A 24,842-nucleotide genomic window follows, 5' to 3' on the forward strand; every position below is an offset into this window, starting at 1 on the left:
GTGAGCAAGGTTGACATGACAGCGTATAGTATGCATACATGTTTTGAGAAGCAAGGTTGAGAAGCGTAAAAGGAAAAGAGTTAGAAGCGAACCATGAAAACACCGTCCGCCACACAGGAAGTCACGCAGGAGACCGGAGAGCCCCTGAGTACAGGAGCTCAGCTTTTACCTCTGGTCTTTACGGTGATGGAAATATGCTGTATTTACGCGCTTTTTGTTGGCTTCTCCAGTGTCCATGTTCTGGGTCTGCATGATCCTGTGATGCCGTTCTGGGGAATGTTATTGCTGGCTGGTGGGGCAATGTGGTTGTCTATCCTGCTTGAAAAGCGCGCTGCAAAGATGATGGAAGCAGGCAAGGAACCGCCGAGCGTGGCTGCCGATGCTATCTGGCTTTTTGGGCTGATGATTATCTTAGAGATACCGGTTCTCTGGGGAGGCCTGTACGCCGGTTCTTTTGCTGTCTGGGATGCGCGTTGGTTCGGCGCTCTGGCTCATGATTTCCTGACCGCTTCTCCCGCGTTTTACCGCATCTGCTTGATTCTAGTGCTCTCTATCTACTTTGGCTGGAGGGCGGTAACCCTGGCACGGCAAACGCTTGAACCCGGACGGGTCTTCCTGACCTTCCGCATAGGAATAGGCGTGCTGGCTGTGGCGGGTATCCTGCGCGCAATGGGACAGGACATGGGCAATGATCCAGCACTGTTTCTGGTGGTGCTGCTCTTTATCTGCTGTACTGTTATTGCGCATGCATTGGCAAATGCGTCCTTCATACGTGAGACCCATGCCCAGGGCCTTTTTGGCAGTGTTGAGGGGCAGGAGCGCAATATTCTCTCAGTCGTTCTGGCTATCTGTGCCGTTTTTGCTGTGGTCGCGCTTCTGGCCTGGCTGCTGATCTCTCCCGAACTGCTCGGTCAGATAGTGAGCGCGGTTGCTCCTGCATATAACGCGGTGGTGATGGTGATTGCGACCGTGGTGGGTTGGATTGTGACCCCGTTTTACTATGTTCTCTCTCCACTATTGAGCTGGCTGGCTGCTCATCTCTTTGGGGCCGACCTGGCTGATATGCCCGAACAGAAGAGGTATAAACCACCTGTGGGGATCTTTCAGCCGACGAAGGATGCGGACCCGACCACGCTTGCGATTGGAGAGATCGTGCGCTATGCGTTGCCGATAATTGTTTTGCTGGCGCTTGCTTATGGGATCGCGCGTATGTTGCGCAAACGCCGGAGCCGGGTGCGTCAACGCCCGGGCGAGCAGCGTGAGAGTATCTGGTCCTGGGAGCTCTTTACCACCCAGTTAAGGGCATTTTTACGGTCGTTCTGGCTGCGTTTCTTCCCGCAGAAGCAAGACGAGAAAGAGCAGGTGCCCGCTGCGGTGATTGCGGGCTCTCCAATGGCGCGTACAGTTCGTGAGATTTATCGAGCGCTCTTGCAGTGGGCGGCGCTCCGTGGCGTGACCCGCAAGCAGGGTGAGACCCCCTACGAGTTTGAGCGGCGTTTGCGGGCTTATATCAGTCAGGGGGAGCCCGAGCTAAAGGGACTGACGGAGACATATACACAGACGCGCTACAGTGGCTCTGAGCCGTCACAGGATGTGGTGGTGCAGACACAACAACAATGGCAGGCGTTCCAGCAACAGGCAAGATTTGGGCCTGGCCCGGAGAGGAAGCAGAACTATGGAGTCGCGGACTCCTGAACAGAGGCATCCAATCACGCAAGAAATAGATCTGGGGGTGGGAGCGCGTCTCCTACCCTTTCTTTTTCTCGGCATGGAAGCATGCTGGATCTATGCGTTGCTTGTGGGGCTGACCAGCTTTCGTCTGGGAGGCATGGTCACGGCCCTCTTGCCGTTCTGGGGACTGTTGTTGCTGATGGAGGGAACCGGTTGGCTGGCGCGTTTGCTGGAACGAGGAGCCGCCTTGCGTGATGAGACGCAGGGTACACGCGGCGCGACGCTGGACACCCTGTGGCTGACGCTCTGGGTGCTGGCTCTGCTGGTACCGATCCTCTGGGGAAGCCTCTATGCCTCAGCTTTTGCGCTCTATGACCTTCGCTGGCTCTCACATCTAGGAAGCGATATGCTGAGCCTCTCGCCTGCGTTTGTCCGTATTGTGGCACTTCTCCTGCTCGCGATCGGGCTGGAAGTGCGTTGTGCGGTTGTTGCCCGGCAGACCGTCCATCCTGAGCAGGTCTTTCGCACATTGCGTCTGGGACTGGTGGTAATTATCGGGGCGTTTTTGGTCCGGATCGTGACGCAAACCGTGGGTGATGAGCCTGCGCTTTTTGTGCTGATCCCGCTGTTTCTTGGTTGTGCCGTGGTTGCACATATGCTTGCGAACGCCGCCTTCTTACGCATGACCCAGGGAATACGCAAGGCCGAAGCGGTCGGGTTTGAGCGCAATCAACTGATCGTGGTGATCGTCGTTGTCATCCTCTTCGCGGTGTTGACGTATGTGGTCTGGATGCTGGCGACCCCTGAACTGGCACAGAAGACGGTCAACGTGCTGAGTTCAGGCTATACCTTTGTGATCGAGCTCCTGGTCTATCTGGTAATGGTCCTGCTGACTCCTCTCTTCTGGCTAGTTGAGATCTTCTGGCCCTTCTTCACAGATCTCCTGTATGCGCTCTATTTGGCTTTTCAGCGTTTTCTGGATTTCCTGGATGTCGGCAAGCATACAGCGACGGGAGGTCGGGCGCAAACACCATCTGAGGTTGTGTTTGTGATTTCGCGGGTACTATTTGAGGCGCTTCGGTATCTCGTACCTCTGGCCGTTGTGCTGATCCTGCTCCTGGTCTTGCGTCAACAGCTCCGGCGCTATCGCCGGATGAGCAAACCGCATCCCTATGAAACCCGTGAAAGTATCTGGTCCTGGCAACTCTTCAAACAGCAGTGTATCACACTCCTGCTGGCGCTCTGGCAGCGTTTCTTTCCGCCCAAAGCACGCCCAGAGGCTGCATATGAAGAGGTGCAGGCGGAGACGCCCGCGTGGCGTATGCGTCGTATCTATCGCGCATTCCTCCACTGGGCAAGGCTGCGGGGTTTTCCCCGACGCCATGCCGAAACGGCCAGCGAATTTGAGGTCCGGCTGAAGCGGCATCTTCATACATCTACAACCGAACTTCATGTACTTACAACGCTCTACAACCGGGCTCGTTATGGGGTTTCGGAGCCATCTGAAGAGGAAGTAACACGAGCGGCTCACGAGTGGCAGTCCTTGCAACAAAAGGCAGATCATCCCCATAACTAAGATTTTTTCATGAAATCTAGCATTTCCTTTCACTGATTTGATGAAAAATGCTTGTAATTATGTCGTAATTTGCAGATATCTGTAAAATTATGCTTGATATTGATAAATATATGTAGTATACTAACGAAAAATTGCAAGTGAAAGGGAATTTCTGGATGCAGGTTTCAGAGCATGTGCAAGAAGGGCAGGAAACATCCTCGGTACGGCGTTTACCGTTGTATGCCTACTATGTTGCGAACACGATCTCCTATGTAGGGAATAGATGTACCTTTGTAGCGATTCCCTGGTTTGTGCTGGAGACAACCGGGAGCGTAACACAAACCGCAATAACGGCCTTTTTCACAACGCTTCCGATGGTGCTGTCAGCCTTTTTCGGAAGTGTCTTTGTTGATCGAGTCGGTTCCAAGCGCACAAGCATTCTCTCTGATCTCCTCAGCGCGCTCACCGTCATGTGTATTCCATTGCTTCATCTTTTCGGTATACTGGCATTCTGGCAGCTCCTGGCGCTGGTCTTTATCAGCGGATTGTTGAAAGCACCGGGCGAAACCGGACGCGAAATGCTCCTGCCAACTCTGGTCAAGCAGGCCGGAATTCGAATGGAGCGTGCGACGGCTGCTGCCGATGGAGTGAGCCGCCTGTCAAGTTTCCTGGCATTGCCACTGGCTGCCGCATTGGTTGCATTGATAGGGGCAAGTAACCTGCTCTGGATTGATGCCGTTTCTTTTCTGCTCTCGGCGCTCTTGATCGGGGCCTGTGTACCCTCGGTTGCTCTGGCGCGTCGTGAGAGCAGCGAAAAGCGGGGTATAAAGGGCTATTTCGCTGATCTGGGGAGCGGTATTGCCTTTCTTAAATATGAGCCGGTCATTCTCACGACGCTGGCGACGGTGCTGATTACCAACTTGCTGGATGGAGGCCTCTCGACCGTCATTGCTCCGGCATATACGAAGTACTACTTTCACAGCCCGGTACCACTGGGTACCATTTTCGGTGTCATGGGAGGCGCGGCCTTCGTGGGGACCATCATCTTTGGCGCGATTGGGCATAGATTGCCGCGCCGCCTGACCTTTGGACTCTGCTTCTGTATTGGCGGTGGTCTGCGTTTTCTGGCAATGGCCTTTGTCCCGAACATGTGGTTTTTGACCATCGCCCACGCGTTTATGGGGCTGGCGCTCGGTCCACTCAATCCGCTGCTAAGCACGATTCTCTATGAGCGGGTCCCGGAAAACATGCGGGCACGCGTCTTCGGTGTCCTAGCTGCCGGGTCGAGTATTGGCATTCCTGTCGGAGAGCTTTTGAGTGGTTACCTGGTGAATGGCGTGGGGATTCAAAACAGCCTGATCATTACCGGGAGCATCTACATGTTGGTGACGCTTTCGCTGCTGGTGAATCCGAAATTGCGTGCGATGGATCGTTCTGTAGAAGCGGCGGTGTGAGATAGTTCAACTGATCTGTCCGGCTGTCACGTGGTAGCGATGGGCCTGTTCCAGAATAGATGATGGGAACTCTGTCAGGTCTGTCGCGGTGAGCAGTACCTGTTGATGCTGGATGACCTGTTGCAGCAGGTATTCGCGGCGCACATGATCGAGCTCGCTAAAGACATCATCAAGCAGCAGGACCGGCTCGTCTCCCGTATGGGCGCGCATATAGGCGAGCTCTGCCAGCTTGGTGGAGAGGGCGACCGTGCGTTGCTGACCGCGAGAGCCATAGGTATGGATGTTGACGCCATTGACCAGAAACTCCAGATCATCACGATGGGGACCAAGCAGGCAGACCCCTTGCAGGATCTCCTTGCGCCTGATGGCTCGAAGCTGCTCAAGAAAGTGTTGGGGTGCGTCGAAGGGTGACCAGGCGGGGTCAACTTTCAGCGAAGGCCGATAGACGATTTTTAGCCGCTCTTTCCCGCCACTGATTGCCTCCTGAAGCGGCGCAGCCTGTTCATTCATGGCCGTGATCATGCGTTGTCGCTCATAAATGATCTGGTTCGCAAGCTCGGCAAGGCGTTCGTCAAGATAGACAAGCAGTCCCGGATCTTCATGCTGGTCTCGAATGCGCTTGAGAAGCGCTGAGCGCTGCGTGACAACCTTGCGATACATCATCAAGGCCTGACAGTAGTGTGGCACAATCTGACAGAGAGCGCGATCAATAAAGCGGCGGCGCTCGTCCGGAGTGCCGTCAACAAGGTGAAGGTCGGCAGGTGCAAAGAGCACAACCTTCATCTGACCGATCACATCGATTGTACGGCGCGGAACACCATTGAGTTTCAGGCGCTTGCGTGGCATCCCGGAGGGCAGTTCTTGATGAGAGACTGGCTGTGTTCCTGCCTCCTCGTTGAATGTCGGGGGTGTAGGATCAAAGATGATCATTTCGATGGCAAGATCATCTTCCAGCCGAATGACGTTCCCTTTCAGGTGAGCTATATGGTCCGGTGCATGCCAGTTGACGGCTTCGCGATCGCTTGAGGCATGAAAGGATGTGGCGGTTGCCAGCATGCTGACCGCTTCGAGCAGGTTGGTCTTACCCTGGGCGTTATCTCCGTAGAAGATAGAGAGGCCCGGAGCCAGGGTAAGATCTAACTCTTTATAGTTACGAAAATAGCTCAACGAGAGGTGGGAAAGATACATGAAATGCGTCCGTGAAGTGCTTTCAGCTCCGTGCAGGGGAACGGGTCCCCTGCGGGCTGTTTGCATCATCTCTTCTGAATATGTTTGAGACCTTAGCGATTGGCGCTCATCGGCATGATAATATAGGTGTAGTCCTCGGAGCCGACCGGGCGAATCGCGCCGGGGCGAGCAGCGGAGGTTACTTCCAGTGCCACTTCAGGTGTATCAACGATCGCGAGCACATCCGCCAGATATCTCACGTTGAAGATGATTTCCTGTTCAGGGCCATCAATGGAGGCATGCACGGTACTGACGCTGCTACCCACATCCTCGGCGGTTGCCTCGACGGTTAGTTCACCGGGCTCAAGTTCGCTGTTGCCCCCACGCAGTTTGAGCCGGGTAATATTCGAGCTATCACGTGCGAAAGGCATCACTGTTCGCACTGCTGCTGCGAACTCTTTGGTTTCGATGACGGCGCGGGTCGTGTACTCTTTCGGGATAATACCCCGGAACGGTGGGAACTTTCCCTCGATCAGGCGAGAGACCAGATCAACGTTTGGTGTGTGGAAGAGCACCTGAGAGCGGTTCGGCGTGACGATCATCTCAACGGTTCCCTCGTTGGGCAGAATGCGCGCCAGTTCAGTGAGCGTCTTTGCCGGGATCAGGATGTTGTCCTCGATGCGTGCGCCTGCTGGCAGCGGTGTTGAGCGGACGGCCAGCCGGAAGGAGTCGGCGGCGGCAAAGGTCAGTTGCTCGTCACGCGTATCGACGTAGACGGCGGTCAGAACCGGGCGCGTATCGTCGTCAGCGGCGGCGAAGGCGACCTGTGTAATGATTTCTTTGACCTGTTTGGCGTCCAACTGTACGGGGGTTTCATCGCCTTCTGCGCTTGGGATCGTTGGATATTCGGAAGGGTCCATGCCCTTCATGGTCGTGTTGACGCCCTGGCTGCGGATATTGATGCTATGGGTCTCTTCGTCGGCAGAGAGCTCGATTTGAACCGGGCGCAAGCTGCCAACCAGCTCAGTGATCGTTTTTGCGGGAACTGTGGTTGAGCCCTCTTCCACCACTTCTGCATCAACCCAACAGTTAATACCGATTTCCAGATTTGTCGCAGAGAGCTTAAGGCGGCCGTTATCAGTGGTTATTAAAATATTAGCAAGAATAGGTAGAGTGCTACGGCTTGAGACGGCATGGCTGACAATAGAGAGGCCGCGGCTCAAGTCCTGTTGTTTACATGTAATCTTCACGAACGTTTCCTCCAGACACAACCAAAAACAGAAAGAATATCACGGCTAGTATAGCCTAGTCCAGAAGGATTGTAAACAAAATATTACCCCTGATAAGCGTAAATACGGCATTTTTTTAGAACAAATTTTTAGGCTGACGACTGTCGGAAACACCGTTTAAGTTCTCTTCTCTGTATCAGGGATTTCTTTGGCAGGAGCTTGTTTACGTTGAAGGTACTCCTGAAGCGTGCCCTTCTGTTGCAGGTAAGCATTGTCTTCACCCAGAAGTGGAGGGGCCTTGTAGAGGCGTGGTGGGGTTCCCGTCAGGCCCAGAGGCGAGCCTGCAAGCGTGATCGAGCCCGCAGTTGGGTGTTCACACTCCCAGAGAAAGCCGCGACTTTTGTGCTGTGGGTGCTTGAAGACCTCGCTGACCCTGTTAATCGGGCCACAGGGGATACCAGCAGCGCGTAATCGTTCCAGCCATTCGCTACCGGGGCGCTGCTGAAAACGCTCCTGAAGCTGTGGGATAAGCTCCGCTCGATGGCGAATGCGTTGAGGGTTGGTCGCGAAGCGCTCGTCGGTCGCCAGTTCAGGACAGTCCAGCAGGGTGCAGAGTTTCTGAAACAGGGTGTCATTGCCACAGGTGACGACGATATAGCCGTCGGCGGCGCGAAAGGCCTGATAGGGGACAATATTGGGGTGCGTATTGGCGTAGCGCTGCGGCTCCTGTCCCGAGATCAGATAGTTTGAAGAGACATTGCCCAGAAACGAGGTTGCCGTTTCAAACAGCGAGATATCGATATATTGTCCTTGCCCCGTCCGCTCGCGTGCGTGGAGCGCTCCCAGGATGGAAATGCAGGCAAAGACACCCGCGGAGATATCGGCTGCGGGAAACCCGGCTCGCTGTGGTTCTCCCTCGGTCTCGCCTGTGACCGCCATAATACCCGACTCTGCCTGTGCCACGAAATCATAGCCGGGATAGTGAGCGTAGGGCCCCTGCTGCCCGTAGCCGCTGATCGAGCAATAGATCAGGCCCGGGTTCTGCTGCCGAAGGTTTTCATAGTCCAGCCCGTAACGTGCCAGCGTCCCCGGGCGAAAGTTTTCAACGAGGACAGTGGCGTCTTGAATCAGGTCGAGCAAGAGTCGTTTGTCTTCAGGGCGCTTGAAATCTAACTCTACACTGAGTTTATTGCGATTCAGGCCCAGGTAGTACGCGCTTTCGGTGGCGGCGTAGGGAGGACCCCACTGGCGTGTATCGTCGCCTTTGCCGGGCTGTTCCACTTTAATGACAGTTGCACCCATATCAGCAAGTAACATCGTGCAGTATGGGCCGGAGAAGATGCGTGTGAGATCGACAACGATAACATCAGCGAGTGCAGCGTCCATGATGCCTCCTGTGGTGTGACATTGGCTACGGCATTTTTCCTCATCTTACCATATCTATTATGCAGGATGCAGGCGAGTTTCTCTACTCTTCTGTCTGCTTTATTTCTACGCATCTACTACACCTTCTCATTATTTTTAGGAAGAAAAATGCTTGTGCAATATATTTATACAATTAAATATATTTATTTATGATTATTTGTGCTTTCTCTTCATAATAATTTATTGACATTTATTGCTTATTTTGCTAAACTGAGGCACATCAGCAAGCGCATGAGTTCTCTTCTCTGGAAGTTCGAGCTCTGACACACCAGACTTGCCTGTTTCCCGTGCAGAAGCACAAAACTGTTTTTCAGTAAGGGAAAAGCGAGTTTCATGGTAGCCATTTGCCCACTTTCATGGCACAACGTGGTCGGAGCTACCCATGAAAGTGAGTAAGATGTCTGTACTTTTCTTCTCTCACCTCCATTGTCGAGGATGAGTCGTACAATGGCCTCTCAGAGCTGCTGAGGGGCGAAACAAACAAACGAATAGCGCCGGGCAGCAGTGGAGACCCTGCCGAGCAGGGAGAGTCTCCGAGGGGCGTAACAAGGTGGGAGATGGGAATGAGCGACAATGGGACGTGTTGGGGCTTTACATCTGGCTTCGTGGAAGGGAGAGCAACAATCTGTTGATAACAAACCAGAATACAATAGAGGGGTAGCCAGATCCATGCCATCATTAGAAGAAGAACAGCCAACATCATCATCCACGCCTGCGAAAAAGCCAAGCCGGAAGAGTGGCAACACCATTCGTGCAAAATATGGTGAGGACTACTATCGCCGGATTGGGAAAAAGGGAGGTACCATTCTCAAAGAGAAGCGTGGCACTGAATATTACCGTACCATCGCACAAAAAGGTGGTCGTGCGAATGTTAGCAAGTATGGTCCTGAGCATTTTTCTGAAATGGGTAAAAAGGGAGGAAATGCCACTAAAATGAGTCAGGGCCCGGACTTCTATCGCCGGATTGGGAAGCTAGGTGGGGCGGCAAAGCGAAAAAAGAAACGGGCAAAGGAACAAAAGGAACAAGAAGAAAAATAAAATGGATGAGCGTTTCATCTACCTTTTTGGAAACACAGATGAAACGCTCGTTTTTTCTGTTTCCTGTGTCTGTCTTGCTATTTTGTCTTGCTGCTCTCCTGCTCTGCATTGAGGCGAGCAAGCCCTTCCGCGATCGCGTCCACAACCCCGGTCTCGCCAGTTTGTTTGGTTACGCGCAGCGCGTTCTTGATCGCTTTCGCATTTGAGCGCCCATGAGCAACGATTGCGGCGCCATTAATACCTAACAGAGGAACACCGCCATACTCGGCATAATCAATGCGTTTGAAGATCTGGCGGAGGCTTGGGCGGAGCATCAGCGCGGCAATCTTGTTTTTCCAGGAGCTGGTTAACTCTGTGCGAAGCATGCCGCTCAAAGCCTCTCCGAGTCCCTCGCTGAGCTTGAGCACCACGTTACCCACAAAGCCATCACAGACGACAACATCAGCGCCACCGATCGGGATGTCACGTCCCTCAATATTGCCGATAAAATTGATGCCAAGCGTTTGCGCCTCGCGTTTCAGCAACTGATGGGCTTCGATAACCTGTTGATTTCCCTTGCCTTCTTCTTCTCCATTCGCCAGCAGGCCAACACGAGGAGACGGAATATTAAAAATGCGCTCCATGTAAATGGAGCCCATCAAGGCGAATTGTGGCAAATAGTCAGGTTTGCAGTCGGTATTTGCTCCCATATCAATAATCAAACTGACCCCACCCTTTAAAATGGGGAAGATCCCACCTAGAGCGGGTCGTTCGACACCGGGAATACGCTTGAGCGTAAAGAGGGATGCTGCCATCATTGCGCCACTGTTGCCTGCGGAAACCGCACCCAGGGCTTTGCCATCTCTCACAAGCTGAAGAGCCACGGTCATTGAAGCATTTTTCTTGCGGCGGACAGCAGTTGCAGGATGCTCATGCATCTCAATGATCTCGTCTGTGTGAACGATGGGAAGATCCAGTCCTGCAACATCATGTTTTGCCAGTTCGGCGCGGATTTTATCTTCATGACCGACAAGATAAACACCTATTCCATATTCACGGGCAGCCAGAATAGCCCCAAGCACTGTTTCAGCGGGGGCATTATCGCCGCCCATGGCGTCAAGCGCGACGCGCACAGGAGCCTTCCCTGAGGAACTCATCCGTCAATTCCCCCCAGGTTCTCCGATAGTTTCTTTGACCAGTCCAACCAATTTCTCCAGATCAAAAGGTTTATAAACGATATGCCTGACCCCGGCTTCTCGCAGTTCATCTTCCTCCTGGACGGCTCCCAGGAAGGCTGTTACCACAATTACCGGAATCTCTTTGCCTACTCCCATCTTCATCAGCCGCAACTCATCGCGCCCATCCAGATACGGCATCATAATATCCAGCAGAACGAGATCTGGCTTATGTTCCATGACTGCATCATAGAAGCGCAAACTCTGGGTTGTCATATGGGTTTCATAGCCTTCATCGGCCAGCGCTTCTGTGAGCAGGTCGGCAATCGTTGGATCATCATCCATAACTAAGATCTTCTTCGCCATGTTCCAGCAATCCCCTCATCTGCAAAAGCACAGAGTTTTTGACATCTCGAATGTTGCCTACCTCTGTAGGCCCAAATGTATTATAACATCCGGTCTTATTAAGTGTACGAGGGAAATTACCAATCAGTAACTCGATAGGACTTTCTTTCTTTGCTGTACAGGGCTATTCCTCCCTGATGGGTGATTGCCTGAACTTTTCGCTTGACATTTCGTATCTATTTGTACTACTGTACGGGGGATGACCTCTCTTTGAACATGTCTTTTTTGAAAAACAGGGCAAAACGGGTCGCATGTCTTTCTCTTCACATATTTTCTGTGATCGTTGTGGGGCGGCGAACAGGCCGCAAGCAAGATTTTGTCGCGCGTGTGGGGATCCCCTCCACACCGATGTTTCCTCCACTCCTTCCGCTCTGGATCAAGCACAGAATGCCGCTATCTATCCGGCTGCTACCACGCTGACCGGTTTGTTAGAGCCGCAGCATGAGCTAAAACAGCGCTATACGATTCTGGCAAAAGTGGGGAGTGGCGGCTTCGGTGCGGTCTATAAGGCAATGGATGCCCAATTTGGCAATCGCGTTGTTGCCATCAAGGAGATGAGCCAGAGCAACCTGAATGCGAAAGATGTGCAGGCAGCGTTTGAGGCATTTCAACGTGAATCGCTGCTGCTTGCGAACCTGAATCATCCCAATCTGCCCCGCATCTACGACCAGTTCACCGATACCGGACGCTCCTATCTGGTGATGGATTTCATCGATGGCGAGACTCTGGAAGCGCGCCTACAACATATTCATGGGAAGCGCCTGCCGGTTGAAAAGGTGCTGGAAATCTCGCTACAGCTCTGCGATGTCCTGGATTATCTGCATACCCGACAGCCGCCGATTATTTTTCGTGATTTGAAGCCTGCGAACGTGATGCTGACCCCGGCCGGGCACCTCTATTTGATTGATTTTGGTATCGCGCGTCACTTTAAGCCCGGGAAAGCGAAGGATACAACGGCGCTTGGCTCGACCGGTTATGCGGCTCCCGAGCAATATGGGCGCTCGCAAACAACTGTCCGCTCTGACATTTACAGTCTGGGCGCGACCATGCATCAACTGCTGACGGGTGATGATCCAACGGAGACGCCGTTTCATTTCGGCCCGATTGAACTTCCACCTCATACGGCTCTCGCCGGACTGGATGATCTGGTGTTCTCGATGGTCAGCATCAGCGCTTCACAGCGTCCCGAAAGCGTGGCGCTGGTCAGGCAGAAGCTGCAACAGATTGCAACCCTGTATACTTCTGAACGCACGATGCCTCTGCTCAAAGGTATGCTGCCCGTCAAGGAGCCACCCGGGAAACAGGCAACCGGTATACACAACTCGCGCAAGATCACGCAGTATCACCTCACAAAGCAGCCAAACACGCTCTTTCTCTGCTTTGGCCATTCCAGCCGCGTAACCTCGCTTAGCTGGTCGCCGGATAATAAATTGCTGGCCTCGGCAAGCTTTGATAAATCAGTCATTCTCTGGGATACGGCGACCGGACAGCAGGCGCGAACCTATCAGAAGCATACTTCGCGCGTGCTCGCGCTCTGCTGGTCGCCTGATGGGCGCTTTGTTGCCTCCGCAGACGATGAGGGAACGGTGCATGTCTGGGAAGCGGCCAGCGGCGAGCTGGTCTATATCTACAAAGGGCACACGTATCGCTCGTTGCATGCCGTAGCATGGTCACCGGATGGAGCGCGAATCGCTTCAGCGGGAGTGGATCAGCAGGTGCATATCTGGGATCCAATGGAGCAAAAGACGCTCTTCAAGTACCAGCGGCATACCGATACTGTGGAGGCTGTGGCGTGGTCGCCTGACGGAACGAGGCTCGCATCAGCGGGCAAAGACCAGCAGCTTCATGTCTGGCAACCGGAGAGCCAGAAAACACAGTCGCGCTCGTGGTTTGGGCTTATTTCATCACTATGGCACTCATCCTCACCGCAACAGCAGGCGTTCGAGCATGCGGGGCCGATTCAGGCGCTTGCCTGGTCACCCGATGGCAAGCAGGTTGTTACCGCGACTGGTAGCAATGAGCGCCGCGTCTCTGTCTGGCATCTGGCAAGCCGCACGCGCACCAGATTGGAGATCATTCCGCAAAGTACCAAAAATGCGGTGGCGTGGTCGCCCGATGGCGCGCTGCTTGCGGTCGGCGGTAATGATCGCCTGGTGCAGCTCTGGAAGCCAAGCGGAGATCATTGTACCTTTACCTATCCCGGTCATCAGGGCAATATCCATGCGGTGGCGTGGTCGCCTGATGGGACGCGGATCGCTTCAGCGGGGGTGGATCGCTCGGTGCAGATCTGGAAGGCACCCCGCTAGTGCGCATGCTATCCTTGCGCTCCTGCGGCGTGATATGCTACCTCTAGAAGAGTGATACAACGTTGTATTTCCATGAGTAGAAAAAGAGGAGCTACCTGTGAATTTTGATCTCAATGAAGAGCAAGCTGATATTCGCGACATGGTACGGCGCTTCGCTGAAAAAGAGCTCGCTCCCTTTGCGGAGGAGTGGGATGAGACGCACCATTTCCCTCGTGAAGTCTTTACGAAGATGGCCGAATTGGGCTTGATGGGCATGACGACCCCGGAAGAGTATGGCGGGAGCGCCCTTACCCGGTTGGGCGGGGCGCTGGTCTATGAGGAACTGGGCAAGGGCGAAATGGCAACAGCGGTCGGGCTCTCGGTCCATAATATGGTAACTGGCTCGCTGGCTCGCTTTGGGAATGAGGAGCAGCGACAACGCTGGGTGCCCCGTCTGGCGGCAGGGGAACTCTTAGGGGCGTTTTCGCTCAGTGAGGCGGAGGCCGGTTCTGATGCTGCTAGCCTGCAATGTCTGGCCCTGGCGGAGGGAGAAACGTACCGGTTGCAGGGGGCCAAGATGTGGGTGACAAATGGTGGTGAGGCTGATCTGTATCTGGTGATGGCGCGAACAACGCCGGGAACAGGCGCGGCCGGGATCTCTTGCTTTGTGGTGGAAAAGGGAACGCCTGGCCTGACCTTTGGCAAGACAGAGCGTAAAATGGGGCTGCATTCCTCGCCTACGCGTGAACTGATCTTTGATAACTGTGTGATCCCTGCAAGCAATCGCATTGGTACCGAGGGACAGGGGTTGAAGATCGCACTCTCTTCTCTGGCAAGCGGACGTGTCAATATCGGAGCGATTGCGGTTGGCGTGGCGCAGGCAGCCTTTGAAACTGCCCGAAACTATGCCCGGGAGCGCAAGCAATTTGGCAAGCCGATTGCTGCATTTCAGGGTCTGCAATTCCTGCTGGCCGATATGGCAATGAAAATAGAGGCTGCCCGACTGCTTGTCTATGAAGCCGCATATAAGCTTGACACACAGCAGGACGCCGCCCTGTACGCCTCGATGGCAAAGTGCTTTGCGACAGACATGGCAATGGAGGTGACGACCAATGCCGTGCAGGTGCTTGGCGGTGCCGGCTATGTTCGGGATTATCCGGTTGAGCGTTATATGCGTGATGTCAAGGTGTCGCAGATCTTTGAGGGCACTAACCAGATTCAGCGAATTGTGATTGCCCGTGCACTGCTCGGAGAGCTTCGCTAAGCGTTCGGGGAAGCGCTTTCAGGCGCTTCCCTCTATGTCGCCTCTCGGGCTTGCGATGATAGCAGTCGCTTAATACAGGCCAGAAGCTCCCGCATTTGGAACGGCTTGGATAGAAAAGCATCTGCGCCGGCATTTAGTGCCCGTTGCTTTCCATATGGATATGCTGAGAGCATAATAACAGGGATATGGCGCGTATGAGTGCACTGCCGGAGGGCGATAATAAGATCACAGCCATTTTTTCCCGATAACAGCATATCTACTAAAATAATGGCGGGTGCTGACCGTGCGGGCTCCACTAGCAGGCGTTCCAGAATATCACCGTTCAGACTGGTCTCGATCTGATAACCGGATAACTGGAGCATGGTCTGCACTGCGAAAACGATATCCCGATCATCATCGATAATATAGATCTTTTCTCCGTTGCCCTGTGGCATGTTCTTACTCCTCCGCGCTCTTGAGAGGAAGACAGATCCAAAATGAGGCTCCCTCTCCCTTACAACTCTCTACCCACATATGCCCTTCAATCATGATCTATACAATGCAGTGCCCTGGTCCGGGAATGGTTTGTTCAACCGGATGAAAACACATAACTGTAGCTCTCTCCATTTCGCTTGACTCAGCCGCGACAGTACCCGGGCCTGCTGGATGCCGATCGAGCCTGACTGACAGGCGAGAGATTTTACTTGCTGTTCTGGAAAAGAGGAAATGTATTACATTGTTGCGTGGACATCTGGATACAAAATCTGACAATGAGGAATAGTTCTGATCCGTATCCCCTGTCGCCCGAACCAGTCGACCAGGTACCCCTTTGTTGCTTGATCCGTTCCAAACAGGGAGGGTCGACAAAGCGACTTCGATGGGGAGGCGCCGGGAGACTGGTTCTAAACCCGGGCATCTGCATTAGAAGATCAGAGGCCTCTTGCGCAACCTCTGCAATATACTCTATTTTCACACTGTGCTCCTCGCATACCACCACTATATATGACAGTTCTATTTATCTGCACGACTCGATTCATTGCACTTTGAGTGTTCTTCACTTATCCCTTGCTTGCTTCCTCCTATGGGCATGAAACATTTCTTATATCTCACAAAGCAAATTGTGCGTGCCATGTTACAAACATTGTACTGCTTTTTCGTATCTTACCATTTCCGGTTGTGCATGTGTAGCACAACCGGGGGGCAGTTTTTCTCTGGCCATTTTGTGAGTAACCTTCTTCCGCTCAAAAATGAGGTTTGAATTTTCCTTCCTTTTCGCGTTCTTTGAGATAGAATAGAATGGTGAGAATGGGGAACGACGAATCTTCTTGCTACATGCTGCATGGTTCACCGATCTCTTGTATTGCTGAGCGTGATTTTGTATAGTAACAGCAGAAGGCGCTCATACCGAGAGACGTACCGGAAAGAACGATGCTTCTTCTCAAAATATATTGAAAGGTATCTATGACGGATCATAGTGAGGATTTTTCAGGGCGGCAATTCGGAAATTATCGCCTGCTCCGATTGCTCGGGCAAGGTGGATTTGCAGATGTGTATCTGGGACAACACATCCATCTGAATACACAGGCAGCGATTAAGGTCCTCCGTATGCGCCTGGCACGAGAGAACATGGAGAGCTTTCGGCGGGAAGCTCAAACGATCGCTCGCCTGGAACATCCCAATATTGTACGCATTCTGGACTTTGGAATTGAGCGTGATATTCCTTATCTGGTAATGACCTATGCTCCGTATGGTTCTCTACGAAAGCGTTATCCAAAGGGAACCCGTTTGCCGCTTGCCAGCATTATTGACAATGTACGCCAGATCGCGAGCGCTCTTCAATATGCCCATAATCAACATCTGGTCCATCGCGATGTCAAGCCAGACAATATTCTTCTGGGCAAGAACTTTGAATTGTTGCTCAGTGATTTTGGCATCGCCATGATTGCGCAAACTTCGCATCAGAGCCATGCACCCAGTGATGTTACCGGGACCGCGCCATATATGGCCCCGGAGCAGATACAGGGGCGTCCCGGACCCGCCAGCGACCAGTATGCGCTTGCGATTATGACCTATGAATGGCTGACCGGCCACCCGCCTTTTCAGGGATCGCTGGCTGAGATCTATGCACAGCATTTGACCGCGCCTCTTCCCCCGCTGCATCAGGGGCTTTCACAGGGAATTATTGCTGCGTTGCATCGGGCGCTTGCAAAAGATCCACAACACCGTTTCCCTTCGATTGAAGCGTTTGCTCAGGCTTTGCAGCAGGCAAGCGAGAGAACAAGCCTCAGCACGCCAACGGCTCGGGCTTCAAGCCCGCAGATCACGCCTTTGGCGCCTCCTCCCCCTCCTCCTGTTGAAACGGCGGTACAGGAGACGCACCCGCAGGAAAGGTCGTTTTCAACCGGGCAGCCGCTCTACACGCCACACAGTAATATCACCTATCCGCAGACGAGCCCGCATCCGCCTCGGAAGAAAAGAGGGGTGTTGTACGCGCTGGTTGCGGCTCTCCTGTTGGTTGCCATTGTGGGAGCGGGGGCGCTCTGGATGGTCAGGGCGATGTCGTCTCCGCCGCCAAAGGTTGTGGTGTCGCCAACGCCCGCGAAGCCAAAGCCGGGCGATGTGCTCTATCAGGCGCACTGGAAGAAAGAGGCAACCCAATGGAATATTCAGGGACAGTGGCAGGCGATTGATGATGCCACGCTGAAAAGTTCTGGCGAATCTGAGAATAGCTTTGTCCTGTATGCTCCCTATAAGCCCACTACGTCTGATTATGCTGTTGAGGCACAGATCAAGTATCAGGGACCAAAGGATATTCTCGGGTTTCTACTGACTGATTTCGGCATTGTGGTTCAAGCGAAAAATGGTGATGGCATGGCCGCCGGTTTTGACTATATTTCCAATCTCTATATTACCGGGATGAAGGGGGGGCGCCTGAATACAAGCATGCTTCAAGAACAAGATTATGATCTGGAGCATGATGTGTTCCATACATACCGGGTTGAAGTGAAGGGGGCCCGTATTCTGTTCTTTCTGGATGGGAAGAAGATGCTTGAAGTGACGGAGCAGAACGCGCCGCAAACTCCGGGACAAATTGGTCTACGCTCACGCAACGCGGTTATCACCGTGACAAGTTTTAAGGTGCTTGCCCTCTAGCTTGTCCGCTCAGGCCCTCTGAGGAGCAGGCACCGGTTAACGCGTCCTCTTTCCTGCATTTTGCACCGGCAATGGAGAACCATCCAAGAATGTGTCAGGGAGTGCTATGGTAGAACAACGGCAGAATGTGCAACAACGCTTCGGAAACTATTATCTGCTTTCATTATTGGGAAAGGGGAACTATGCCAGCGTGTATCATGCCCGTCATGCATATTTGCAGACGGAGGCTGCTGTCAAAGTGTTGCACGCGCGGCTGGTGGCCGAGTACAAAGATCATTTTCGACATGAGGCGGAAGTTGTGGCACAGCTTCAACATCCCCATATCATTCAACTGCTGGATTATGGTATTGAGCGTGGTACTCCCTATCTGGTAACGACCTTTGCGCCACAAGGTACGCTGCGTCAGCGATACCCGTCGGGAACACGAGTCCCCTTGAAGGATGTTCTTTCCTTTGTGCAGCAAATCGCCGAGGCGCTCCACTATGCTCATCAGCGTCGGCTGATCCACCGCGACATCAAACCGGAGAATATCCTACTGGGTGCGCAGGGCGAGATCCTGTTAGGTGATTTCGGGATCGCGACAATTATTGAGAGTTCAACTCATGAAAGCATGCAGAGTGTTCTGGGAACGGCGCTCTATATGGCTCCTGAACAGGCTCGTGGCTATCCGGGCTCTGCCAGCGATCAATATGCGCTTGCAGTCATGGTATATGAATGGCTGAGCGGTGCTCCACCCTTTCGGGGTTCGTTGATCGAGCTTGCCTATCAGCATCAGGTTGAGCCGGTACCATCTCTGGCCGAGGCTGTTCCTGAGCTACCTCCCGATGTGGTCTCCGTGGTAGAGAAGGCACTAGCAAAAGATCCGAATGAACGCTTCTCCTCGGTAGAAGCGTTTGCCCGTGCGCTCACGCAAGCCGCACAGCCACCTGAGCCGGTGCCGTTGCTTGCGGAAACGCTTTCACCGACACATCCTTCATCCACGAGTCTTTCACCGACAGTCCCGCCTTCAAAGCGGCTGGAACTACCCTCACTCTCTCCCTCAAAAGAGCAACCGCGTTCAAAGCGAAAACGCTTGCTCCTGGCGAGCGTGTTCTTGCTTGTGCTTCTGTTCCTGGGAGGGAGCTCGTTCTTTTTGCTGCGTCAGCCGTCGCGGCCTCCGACCCCGCTGCCGCCGACATCCGCGGTGCCGACACCAACGCCACCGAAAAGCCAACTTCTCTATCAGTCGACGACATTTCAGGATTGGAAGGCGCCATCGGGCTGGCAGCTTCAAAAAGGGCAGATTCTGGCACTGGGAGATACCATTGAGGATGTGATTTTTGCGCCCTATCAGCCGTCCACACCAGATTATGCCGTAGAAGTGGATATTCAGATTATTAATATGAACCTTCTCGGAATCTCACCGACCATCTGCGATGCGGGTCTGCTGGTGCATGCAACTCCGGGAAAAGAGCCGGGAGACTATACAGGTTATGTGGGGGCGCAGAAGATTGCGGACGAAGCCTTTCTTGCGCTGGTGCAGGGGAGCACAACGTCAGAGAGCCATTACGGGGTTACGGTAAAGCGGCAACATGACACTGCATTTCATCATTATCGCTTGGAGGTTCGGGGCAGCACTCTGACCTTCTTGATCGATGGGCAGAAAATAGCCAGCTTTCAAGACGCCCAATATGCGCAGCCGGGCAAAATAGGCCTCTGGGGACGCAGTGTTAAGGCGACTTTCAAGCAGTTTCGGGTGTTCTCGCTCTAAGCAGAAAAAGAAGGCGCGTCCTGGCACTCTGAGACGCGCCTTCTTTGCTTGCTTTAGCTATTGACAGCAGTGGCTGCGTATTCTTTGACCAGATTGTTGAATGCTGTGGCCTGCTCTTCTTGCAGGTGGTAGCTGCTCTTATCGAGAATACGAACCTCAATACGTGGATTCAGGCGCTTGAATGTGGTGCTGGCTTCTGAGGGTGTCAGAACGCCTTCGCGGCCCCAGACGGCAAGCGTGGGAACCTGCAAGCGGGCCAGCGGCTCATGCACGTCCATTGCCAGTGTGTTGCTGAAGTACGATGCCATCGAATAGCGTGCGTTCGGTTGATGGGCGCTGGTATACACGTATTCAACCAGTTCATCGGTGATCAGACCGGGGTTATGATAGCCTTGCTGGTCATAGTAGGACTGAATAGCCTGCCGGGTAGTTAGCAGATTGTAGATGAATTGACCAACAACTGGAGCGCGCAGGAGAGCCCGCTTGGCGGCCTCGATCGGGTTTGGATAGTTTTCCTGCAACATCGTTGGTGTTGGCTCAATCAGGATCAGGCGCTCGAAGTTCTGGGAACGCCGATAGGCTGCCGCCACGACATAGGCGCAGCTCTGCCCGTGAGCAACAACAACGGTGGGCTTGCCAATCACTTCGCGTACAAAATCACTAATCAGGTCGGTATATGTTTCAGCGTCATAAGAGATCGCCGGACGGTCAGAGAGACCAAAGCCAAGCAGATCAACTGTGTAGACGCGGAACGTTTCTGCCAGAACGTCGATATTCTTGCGCCATTCAAAGGAGGAAGCGCCGGGACCAAAACCGTGGATCAGCAGGAGCGGTTTCGCCTCGCGTGGCCCTTTCACAATGTAATACATATCGCCGTATTTCCAGGGATACCGTCGCTCTTCTCCACTCAGGACTGTATCCAGCTCACCGGCGGCAGTTTCTGTCAGTTTATTATAGACGGCCAGCGCACCAAGTGCACCACCAACAAAAGCAGTGGTTGAGACCAATTTTTTTCCGAAACCCATGCTGTTCATCTCCTTATTGCACAGGGTCTTTTTCTGTGAGACCCTTTCTTTTCCCTGAATACAAAGCTCTTTTTAAAATAAAGCGTTTTGTTCTCTTTTAGAATACACCATACAGTAGAGAGGCGGGTAATGTGCCTATTATATACAACGCGGAGGGTCGTTTCGGGGGATACAGCCTGGAGATAGTGCGGCCTGACTGCTCGCTCCCGTTTTTCTCTCTCCACGGGGTAATATAGCATGCTCAATAAGTACGCTGCAAACAATTAGGACAGAATATTCAGCGATACATACAGATGTTTTTGTCTCTTTTCCGAAAAATCGGATGCTTGCTCTTCCTCTTTGACCTGTATATACTCGATATGATGGCCCTGAGAGCTGCTGCCATACATGGTATGCTTACCGGCCGATTGTTGATGGATTGTTCTAGAACCACCAAACGGCTCCTGTTGACAGGGAAGTTAGCTGTTTCCTGGGTTCAAGCCAGCTTTCTGCGTATGATGCAGAGATATCGCGAAAGGAGCATTCTTCATGTCTCTGGCATTCTCCCCTGAGGTTGAAAGCGCCCTTCATGAGCAGCGCCCGATTGTTGCGCTGGAATCGACCGTTATTTCACATGGCCTTCCCTATCCTGCCAACCTTGAGGCGGCCAGCGCTATGCAGGAAGCAATTCGCCGTGAGGGCGCTGTTCCCGCTACCATTGGCATTTTGGATGGCAAGATCAAGATTGGGCTGACGGATGAAGAGATCTCTCGTCTGGCAACCGAGAAGCCAGTGCAGAAGGTCAGCCGCCGCGATCTGGCTGTGACGCTGGCGACAAAGCGTCTGGGAGCAACCACCGTTGCCGGTACCATGCTTTGCGCCAGTATGGCCGGGATACGTTTCTTCGCAACTGGTGGCATTGGCGGGGTGCACCGTGGTGCAACGACCTCGCTGGATATTTCGGCGGATCTAATGGAGCTCAGCCGCACGCCTGTGCTGGTGGTGTGTGCCGGGGCAAAGTCAATTCTGGATCTTGATCTGACCCTTGAATATCTGGAAACACAGGGTGTTCCTGTGATCGGCTGGCAAACCGATGAGCTGCCCGCTTTTTATGTACGCCGCAGTGGGAGGCGGTTGCCGCATCGGGCAGAAAGCATCGAGATGGTTGCTGACATCGCTCGCACTCAATGGGAATGCGGCTTACAGGGGCTGGTGGTGACATGCCCGATTCCAGAGCAGTGGAGTATGGAGGCTGAACCGCTGGAAGCCGCGATAGAAGAGGCGCTGGTTCTGGCAAGAGAGCAAGCGGTGAAAGGAGCTGCGATAACCCCGTTTATCCTCGATCATGTGGCGCGGGTGACGGGAGGAGAGAGTGTCGAGGCCAATAAAGCCTTGCTGGAGCATAATGCTATATGGGCGGCTCGTTTCGCCTGTGCGTATTACCTGTCACAGGGAAAAGGCGATGAGATCGCGGATGCTTCCTGATTTGAACCGCGCCATTTTCCACGGGGAAGTACACACGAACAAAGCAGCCTACTCGTCAGCGAGCACAACGCTTGATTTATTCTGGCATAACGACTACAATACGATTGCGTCAATCTAACACGCTTGCGCAACAGGCGGCCTTTTTAGCTGGCAAAATACTCCTCGAAAGGAGCCTTATACCGTGGGTCAAACTATTGATCTTCGTAAGATAATCTGGGGCATTATCTTAACCCTGGCCTGGATCTGCACGTTTGTATTTATACCGGGCAACCTGGTTATTGACTGGATGGGCGATAACTCAAACTTGACGCCGCTCAGACTTGTCTTTAACTTTATTGGTCTGCTGGTTATCTTTTTCTACAATTTGCTGTATCGCTCAAACTCTGAGACCACAAAATTGAGCTGGACCGTCACCCTGACAATGATCTGGCTCTCGATGATTCTTTTCTTCCCCTTCCGTGCGTCGAAAGAGGGTGGAGCGATGGGCTTCTTTGCCCTGATCGGCGGCCTTGCTGTCGTGGTACTCTGGGTTCGTTTCTTCTCTGATGAGATTTTCACCCCGAAATCCAGCAACGGCAAAGCATAAAAACAAGAAGAAAGGGGGATGCTTTGTGAGCAAACCCCTCTTCTTTTTTTTGCTTTAATGGCGAAAATGTCTACGTCCAGTAAACACCATTGCGATCGCATACTGATTAGCTACGCGAATGGCCTCTTCATCACGTGAGGAACCTCCGGGCTGCACAATGGCCGTGATTCCAGCCCGAGCCGCCAGCTCGACCCCATCAGGATAGGGGAAGTAGGCATCAGAAGCCAGAACCGAGCCCCTTGCCCTTGTTCCCGCCCGATCGATCGCGAGCTGAACGCTAGCTGCGCGATTGGTCTGACCACCTCCAACCCCGATGACTGCCAGCTTGCGTGCAAGCACAATGGCGTTTGATTTCACGAAGCGTACCGCTTTCCAGGCAAACATTAAGTCTGTGACCTCGTCCAGATTGGGCTCGCGTTCGGTTACCACCCTGTATTCTGTTTCTTTATCCCCAACAGCATCCGGTGTCTGGATGAGGATACCGCCATTTACTGAGCGGATCTCGGGCCGTCCTGTATGCAACCATTGCGTGCTGGCGTTGCCAGGCTCAATAGGTGTGTTGGTTGTCAGCAGCCGGAGCTCTTTTTGCTGGCGTAAAATGGCGAGCGCTTCCCTGCTGTACCCGGGTGCGATAATGGCTTCGTAGAAAAGCTGGCTGATTTCCTGAGCGGTTTCCTCATCGACAAGGCGATTACAGCCAATAATGCCGGCTGTTGAGGAGAGTGGATCGCCTGCATGAGCTTTTTTATAGGCATCAACAAGGGTATCGCCACAGGCGAGCCCACAGGGACTGGTATGTTTAATGATGGTCGCTGTGGGCGCGGTGAAGTTTTGTACGATGCTCAGCGCTGTATCCAGGTCGAGCAGGTTGTTATAGGAAAGCTCTGGGCCCTGAATCTGCTCTGCATCGGCGAGAGTCGGAAGCTTCAGCCGGGAGCAGGAAACGCCTGCCCAACGATAGAAAGCCGCCTGCTGATGGGGGTTTTCGCCATAGCGCAGATTCATGACGCGCTCGAACGGGAGGGTCAATTCTTCAGGGAACCCTTCTCCCGGAGTCCATAGATATTCGGCAACCGTTGTGTCATAGAGGGCAGATTGCTGAAACGCGATCGCTGCCAGTTTTTTGCGTGTTTCAATACTGACTTCTCCCTGTTCCTTCCACTCCTGAACAACCTCCATATAATCGCGGGGACGACAGAGAACCAGCACCTGAAGAAAGTGCTTTGCGGCTGTTCGGAGGAAGGCGGCTCTCTCCAGGTCAATGTGCTCAAGAGCCTCATTAAGAGTCAATTCCGGGCGTGCGATTTTTTCGCGATAGGGGGCGAGATTTGCCACTACGATCTCTACAGGCTGCCATTTCCCGTTCTGTTTCGGATGCCGTCCGGTTATTTGTTTCCCCGCAATACAGGCGGTCAGGAGAGGATAGATGGTTCTTTCATCCAGATGCATCGCGGGCGGTAACAGCTCACTGGCAGAACTGACGGTTACCCCCTTTGCTTTCAGAGCTTTGCAGGTGTTATCAGTTGCAAATATGCTGACTCCCAGGCTTTCCAGTTCCTGGACTAGCTCCACAAGGCCTGTGCGGTCCGCCACACTGATGAGTGCTCTCATGAGTCATCCTTTCTCACCACAACAAAGGCGCTGACGCCATATCCAACCGGGGCAAGGCCGGTTGCTGCTTCCCGGTACTCCCATTCAGCACTGATAAAGAAAACCTCAATACATCGGACAATCAAATGCCTGCGCGTGCTCAGGTCGGGCTAAACGTTCGCACTGACTTCTTCTATCAGTATATCTCACCATGACATGGAGTCGCATGGAACAGGATGCGGGAAAGGCCGGTCTTACCTCTCATACTTTATCTGATGATGTGTTCGGGAAGGCAACATGAAAGAGGGGAATGCGGGTCTCACAAGGCAGGGACGTTCTGATCTGAACAGAGGGTCCTTCCAGGTTTCTCACGGTTGATTCAGGCCCGATGGGCCTATTTTGATGTAAGGATTCTGAGTGCCAGGAGCGTATTTCTCGGTACTTTCCTACTAGAAAGATGTGTGATTATATGAAAATCTATCCCATTCGTGTTAATATCACAAACATAGTTATTCAGAGAAAAATCACTTGCGGGTTTAGAAGCTTCTCTCTGAGAACGGACATGCAGATGTCCAGGTTTTTTGCTCATGAAAAGATGAAAACCTTTTTTGTTGGCGAGACGACTCCTTCGGGTGAGCGGACCCCGAA

The 24,842-nt window shown here is 53.1% G+C and carries 18 protein-coding genes; 10 read left to right on the forward strand and 8 right to left on the reverse strand.

Annotated elements, in window-relative coordinates; genetic code table 11:
- The first annotated feature begins 93 nt into the window (after positions 1-93).
- The 3 genes from KTH_RS25525 (at position 94) to KTH_RS25535 (ending at position 4,680) form a co-directional block, all read left to right on the forward strand.
- Complete coding sequence (locus tag KTH_RS25525) at positions 94-1,695, forward strand: DUF4129 domain-containing protein (RefSeq protein WP_497621674.1); 1,602 nt, start codon at positions 94-96, stop codon at positions 1,693-1,695.
- The gene (locus tag KTH_RS25530; RefSeq protein WP_170142829.1) at positions 1,676-3,247 is read left to right on the forward strand and encodes a DUF4129 domain-containing protein; all 1,572 of its coding nucleotides are present in this window, start codon (positions 1,676-1,678) and stop codon (positions 3,245-3,247) included. The genes KTH_RS25525 and KTH_RS25530 overlap by 20 nt, the downstream gene beginning before the upstream one ends.
- 155 nt (positions 3,248-3,402) lie before the next feature.
- Entirely contained in the window at positions 3,403-4,680 is a 1,278-nt protein-coding gene (locus tag KTH_RS25535; RefSeq protein WP_497621676.1) for an MFS transporter, read from the forward strand.
- Between the two features lie 6 nt (positions 4,681-4,686).
- Here KTH_RS25535 and recF read toward each other — a convergent pair whose 3' ends face one another.
- The 3 genes from recF to KTH_RS25550 form a co-directional block, all read right to left on the reverse strand.
- Positions 4,687-5,868 (reverse strand): DNA replication/repair protein RecF, encoded by a 1,182-nt coding sequence (gene recF, locus KTH_RS25540; RefSeq protein ID WP_170142828.1) that lies wholly within the window; start codon positions 5,866-5,868, stop codon positions 4,687-4,689.
- Positions 5,869-5,960: 92 nt separating this feature from the next.
- On the reverse strand, positions 5,961-7,097 hold the full coding sequence (gene dnaN / locus KTH_RS25545) for a DNA polymerase III subunit beta (RefSeq protein WP_170142827.1): 1,137 nt from the start codon (positions 7,095-7,097) through the stop codon (positions 5,961-5,963).
- A gap of 156 nt (positions 7,098-7,253) precedes the next feature.
- Complete coding sequence (locus KTH_RS25550) at positions 7,254-8,462, reverse strand: CaiB/BaiF CoA transferase family protein (RefSeq protein ID WP_497621678.1); 1,209 nt, start codon at positions 8,460-8,462, stop codon at positions 7,254-7,256.
- A 708-nt stretch (positions 8,463-9,170) separates the two neighbouring features.
- Between KTH_RS25550 and KTH_RS25555 the strand changes: the two genes are divergently transcribed.
- The gene (locus tag KTH_RS25555; RefSeq protein WP_170211511.1) at positions 9,171-9,539 is read left to right on the forward strand and encodes a hypothetical protein; all 369 of its coding nucleotides are present in this window, start codon (positions 9,171-9,173) and stop codon (positions 9,537-9,539) included.
- 77 nt (positions 9,540-9,616) lie between these two features.
- Here KTH_RS25555 and plsX read toward each other — a convergent pair whose 3' ends face one another.
- Positions 9,617-10,651: a phosphate acyltransferase PlsX gene (gene plsX / locus KTH_RS25560; protein ID WP_111324931.1), complete on the reverse strand. Its 1,035-nt coding sequence runs from the start codon at positions 10,649-10,651 to the stop codon at positions 9,617-9,619.
- A gap of 27 nt (positions 10,652-10,678) precedes the next feature.
- The gene (locus KTH_RS25565; protein ID WP_111324856.1) at positions 10,679-11,059 is read right to left on the reverse strand and encodes a response regulator transcription factor; all 381 of its coding nucleotides are present in this window, start codon (positions 11,057-11,059) and stop codon (positions 10,679-10,681) included.
- Positions 11,060-11,349: 290 nt separating this feature from the next.
- Between KTH_RS25565 and KTH_RS25570 the strand changes: the two genes are divergently transcribed.
- Positions 11,350-13,404 carry a protein kinase domain-containing protein gene (locus tag KTH_RS25570; protein ID WP_497621681.1) on the forward strand — a complete coding sequence of 685 codons (2,055 nt, stop codon included), beginning with the start codon at positions 11,350-11,352 and terminating at the stop codon, positions 13,402-13,404.
- Positions 13,405-13,501: 97 nt separating this feature from the next.
- Entirely contained in the window at positions 13,502-14,647 is a 1,146-nt protein-coding gene (locus tag KTH_RS25575) for an acyl-CoA dehydrogenase family protein (protein ID WP_111324854.1), read from the forward strand.
- A 32-nt stretch (positions 14,648-14,679) separates the two neighbouring features.
- On the opposite strand, the gene KTH_RS25580 is transcribed toward KTH_RS25575, so the two are convergent.
- Positions 14,680-15,081, reverse strand: coding sequence for a response regulator (locus KTH_RS25580; protein ID WP_111324853.1), 402 nt, complete (start codon positions 15,079-15,081; stop codon positions 14,680-14,682).
- Positions 15,082-16,087: 1,006 nt separating this feature from the next.
- Between KTH_RS25580 and KTH_RS25585 the strand changes: the two genes are divergently transcribed.
- Positions 16,088-17,779, forward strand: a complete 1,692-nt coding sequence (locus KTH_RS25585) for a serine/threonine protein kinase (protein WP_497621683.1) — start codon at positions 16,088-16,090, stop codon at positions 17,777-17,779.
- A gap of 106 nt (positions 17,780-17,885) precedes the next feature.
- Positions 17,886-19,529, forward strand: coding sequence for a protein kinase domain-containing protein (locus KTH_RS25590; protein ID WP_497621684.1), 1,644 nt, complete (start codon positions 17,886-17,888; stop codon positions 19,527-19,529).
- A 53-nt stretch (positions 19,530-19,582) separates the two neighbouring features.
- On the opposite strand, the gene KTH_RS25595 is transcribed toward KTH_RS25590, so the two are convergent.
- Positions 19,583-20,554 (reverse strand): alpha/beta fold hydrolase, encoded by a 972-nt coding sequence (locus KTH_RS25595; protein WP_497621685.1) that lies wholly within the window; start codon positions 20,552-20,554, stop codon positions 19,583-19,585.
- Positions 20,555-21,082: 528 nt separating this feature from the next.
- On the opposite strand from KTH_RS25595, the gene KTH_RS25600 reads away from it, so the two are divergent.
- Together KTH_RS25600 and KTH_RS25605 are read left to right on the forward strand one after the other, a co-directional pair.
- Complete coding sequence (locus KTH_RS25600; protein WP_497621687.1) at positions 21,083-22,018, forward strand: pseudouridine-5'-phosphate glycosidase; 936 nt, start codon at positions 21,083-21,085, stop codon at positions 22,016-22,018.
- A 181-nt stretch (positions 22,019-22,199) separates the two neighbouring features.
- A complete protein-coding gene (locus tag KTH_RS25605; protein WP_111324848.1) occupies positions 22,200-22,604 on the forward strand; it encodes a hypothetical protein in 405 nt (134 codons plus the stop codon).
- A 54-nt stretch (positions 22,605-22,658) separates the two neighbouring features.
- Here KTH_RS25605 and purH read toward each other — a convergent pair whose 3' ends face one another.
- Positions 22,659-24,215, reverse strand: a complete 1,557-nt coding sequence (purH, locus tag KTH_RS25610; protein WP_497621689.1) for a bifunctional phosphoribosylaminoimidazolecarboxamide formyltransferase/IMP cyclohydrolase — start codon at positions 24,213-24,215, stop codon at positions 22,659-22,661.
- Positions 24,216-24,842: the final 627 nt, after the last annotated feature.

The sequence above is a fragment of the Thermosporothrix sp. COM3 genome (genome assembly GCF_059696735.1).

Excerpts from the sequence above, each read along its gene's own strand:
- KTH_RS25555 (WP_170211511.1), top strand. The coding sequence starts at position 9,171 with ATGCCATCATTAGAAGAAGAACAGCCAACATCATCATCCACGCCTGCG.
- KTH_RS25585 (WP_497621683.1), top strand. The coding sequence starts at position 16,088 with ATGACGGATCATAGTGAGGATTTTTCAGGGCGGCAATTCGGAAATTAT.
- KTH_RS25525 (WP_497621674.1), top strand. The coding sequence starts at position 94 with ATGAAAACACCGTCCGCCACACAGGAAGTCACGCAGGAGACCGGAGAG.
- KTH_RS25580 (WP_111324853.1), bottom strand. The coding sequence starts at position 15,081 with ATGCCACAGGGCAACGGAGAAAAGATCTATATTATCGATGATGATCGG.
- KTH_RS25535 (WP_497621676.1), top strand. The coding sequence starts at position 3,403 with ATGCAGGTTTCAGAGCATGTGCAAGAAGGGCAGGAAACATCCTCGGTA.
- KTH_RS25595 (WP_497621685.1), bottom strand. The coding sequence starts at position 20,554 with ATGGGTTTCGGAAAAAAATTGGTCTCAACCACTGCTTTTGTTGGTGGT.
- recF (WP_170142828.1), bottom strand. The coding sequence starts at position 5,868 with ATGTATCTTTCCCACCTCTCGTTGAGCTATTTTCGTAACTATAAAGAG.
- KTH_RS25600 (WP_497621687.1), top strand. The coding sequence starts at position 21,083 with ATGTCTCTGGCATTCTCCCCTGAGGTTGAAAGCGCCCTTCATGAGCAG.
- KTH_RS25570 (WP_497621681.1), top strand. The coding sequence starts at position 11,350 with ATGTCTTTCTCTTCACATATTTTCTGTGATCGTTGTGGGGCGGCGAAC.
- KTH_RS25530 (WP_170142829.1), top strand. The coding sequence starts at position 1,676 with ATGGAGTCGCGGACTCCTGAACAGAGGCATCCAATCACGCAAGAAATA.
- KTH_RS25565 (WP_111324856.1), bottom strand. The coding sequence starts at position 11,059 with ATGGCGAAGAAGATCTTAGTTATGGATGATGATCCAACGATTGCCGAC.
- KTH_RS25590 (WP_497621684.1), top strand. The coding sequence starts at position 17,886 with ATGGTAGAACAACGGCAGAATGTGCAACAACGCTTCGGAAACTATTAT.
- purH (WP_497621689.1), bottom strand. The coding sequence starts at position 24,215 with ATGAGAGCACTCATCAGTGTGGCGGACCGCACAGGCCTTGTGGAGCTA.
- KTH_RS25550 (WP_497621678.1), bottom strand. The coding sequence starts at position 8,462 with ATGGACGCTGCACTCGCTGATGTTATCGTTGTCGATCTCACACGCATC.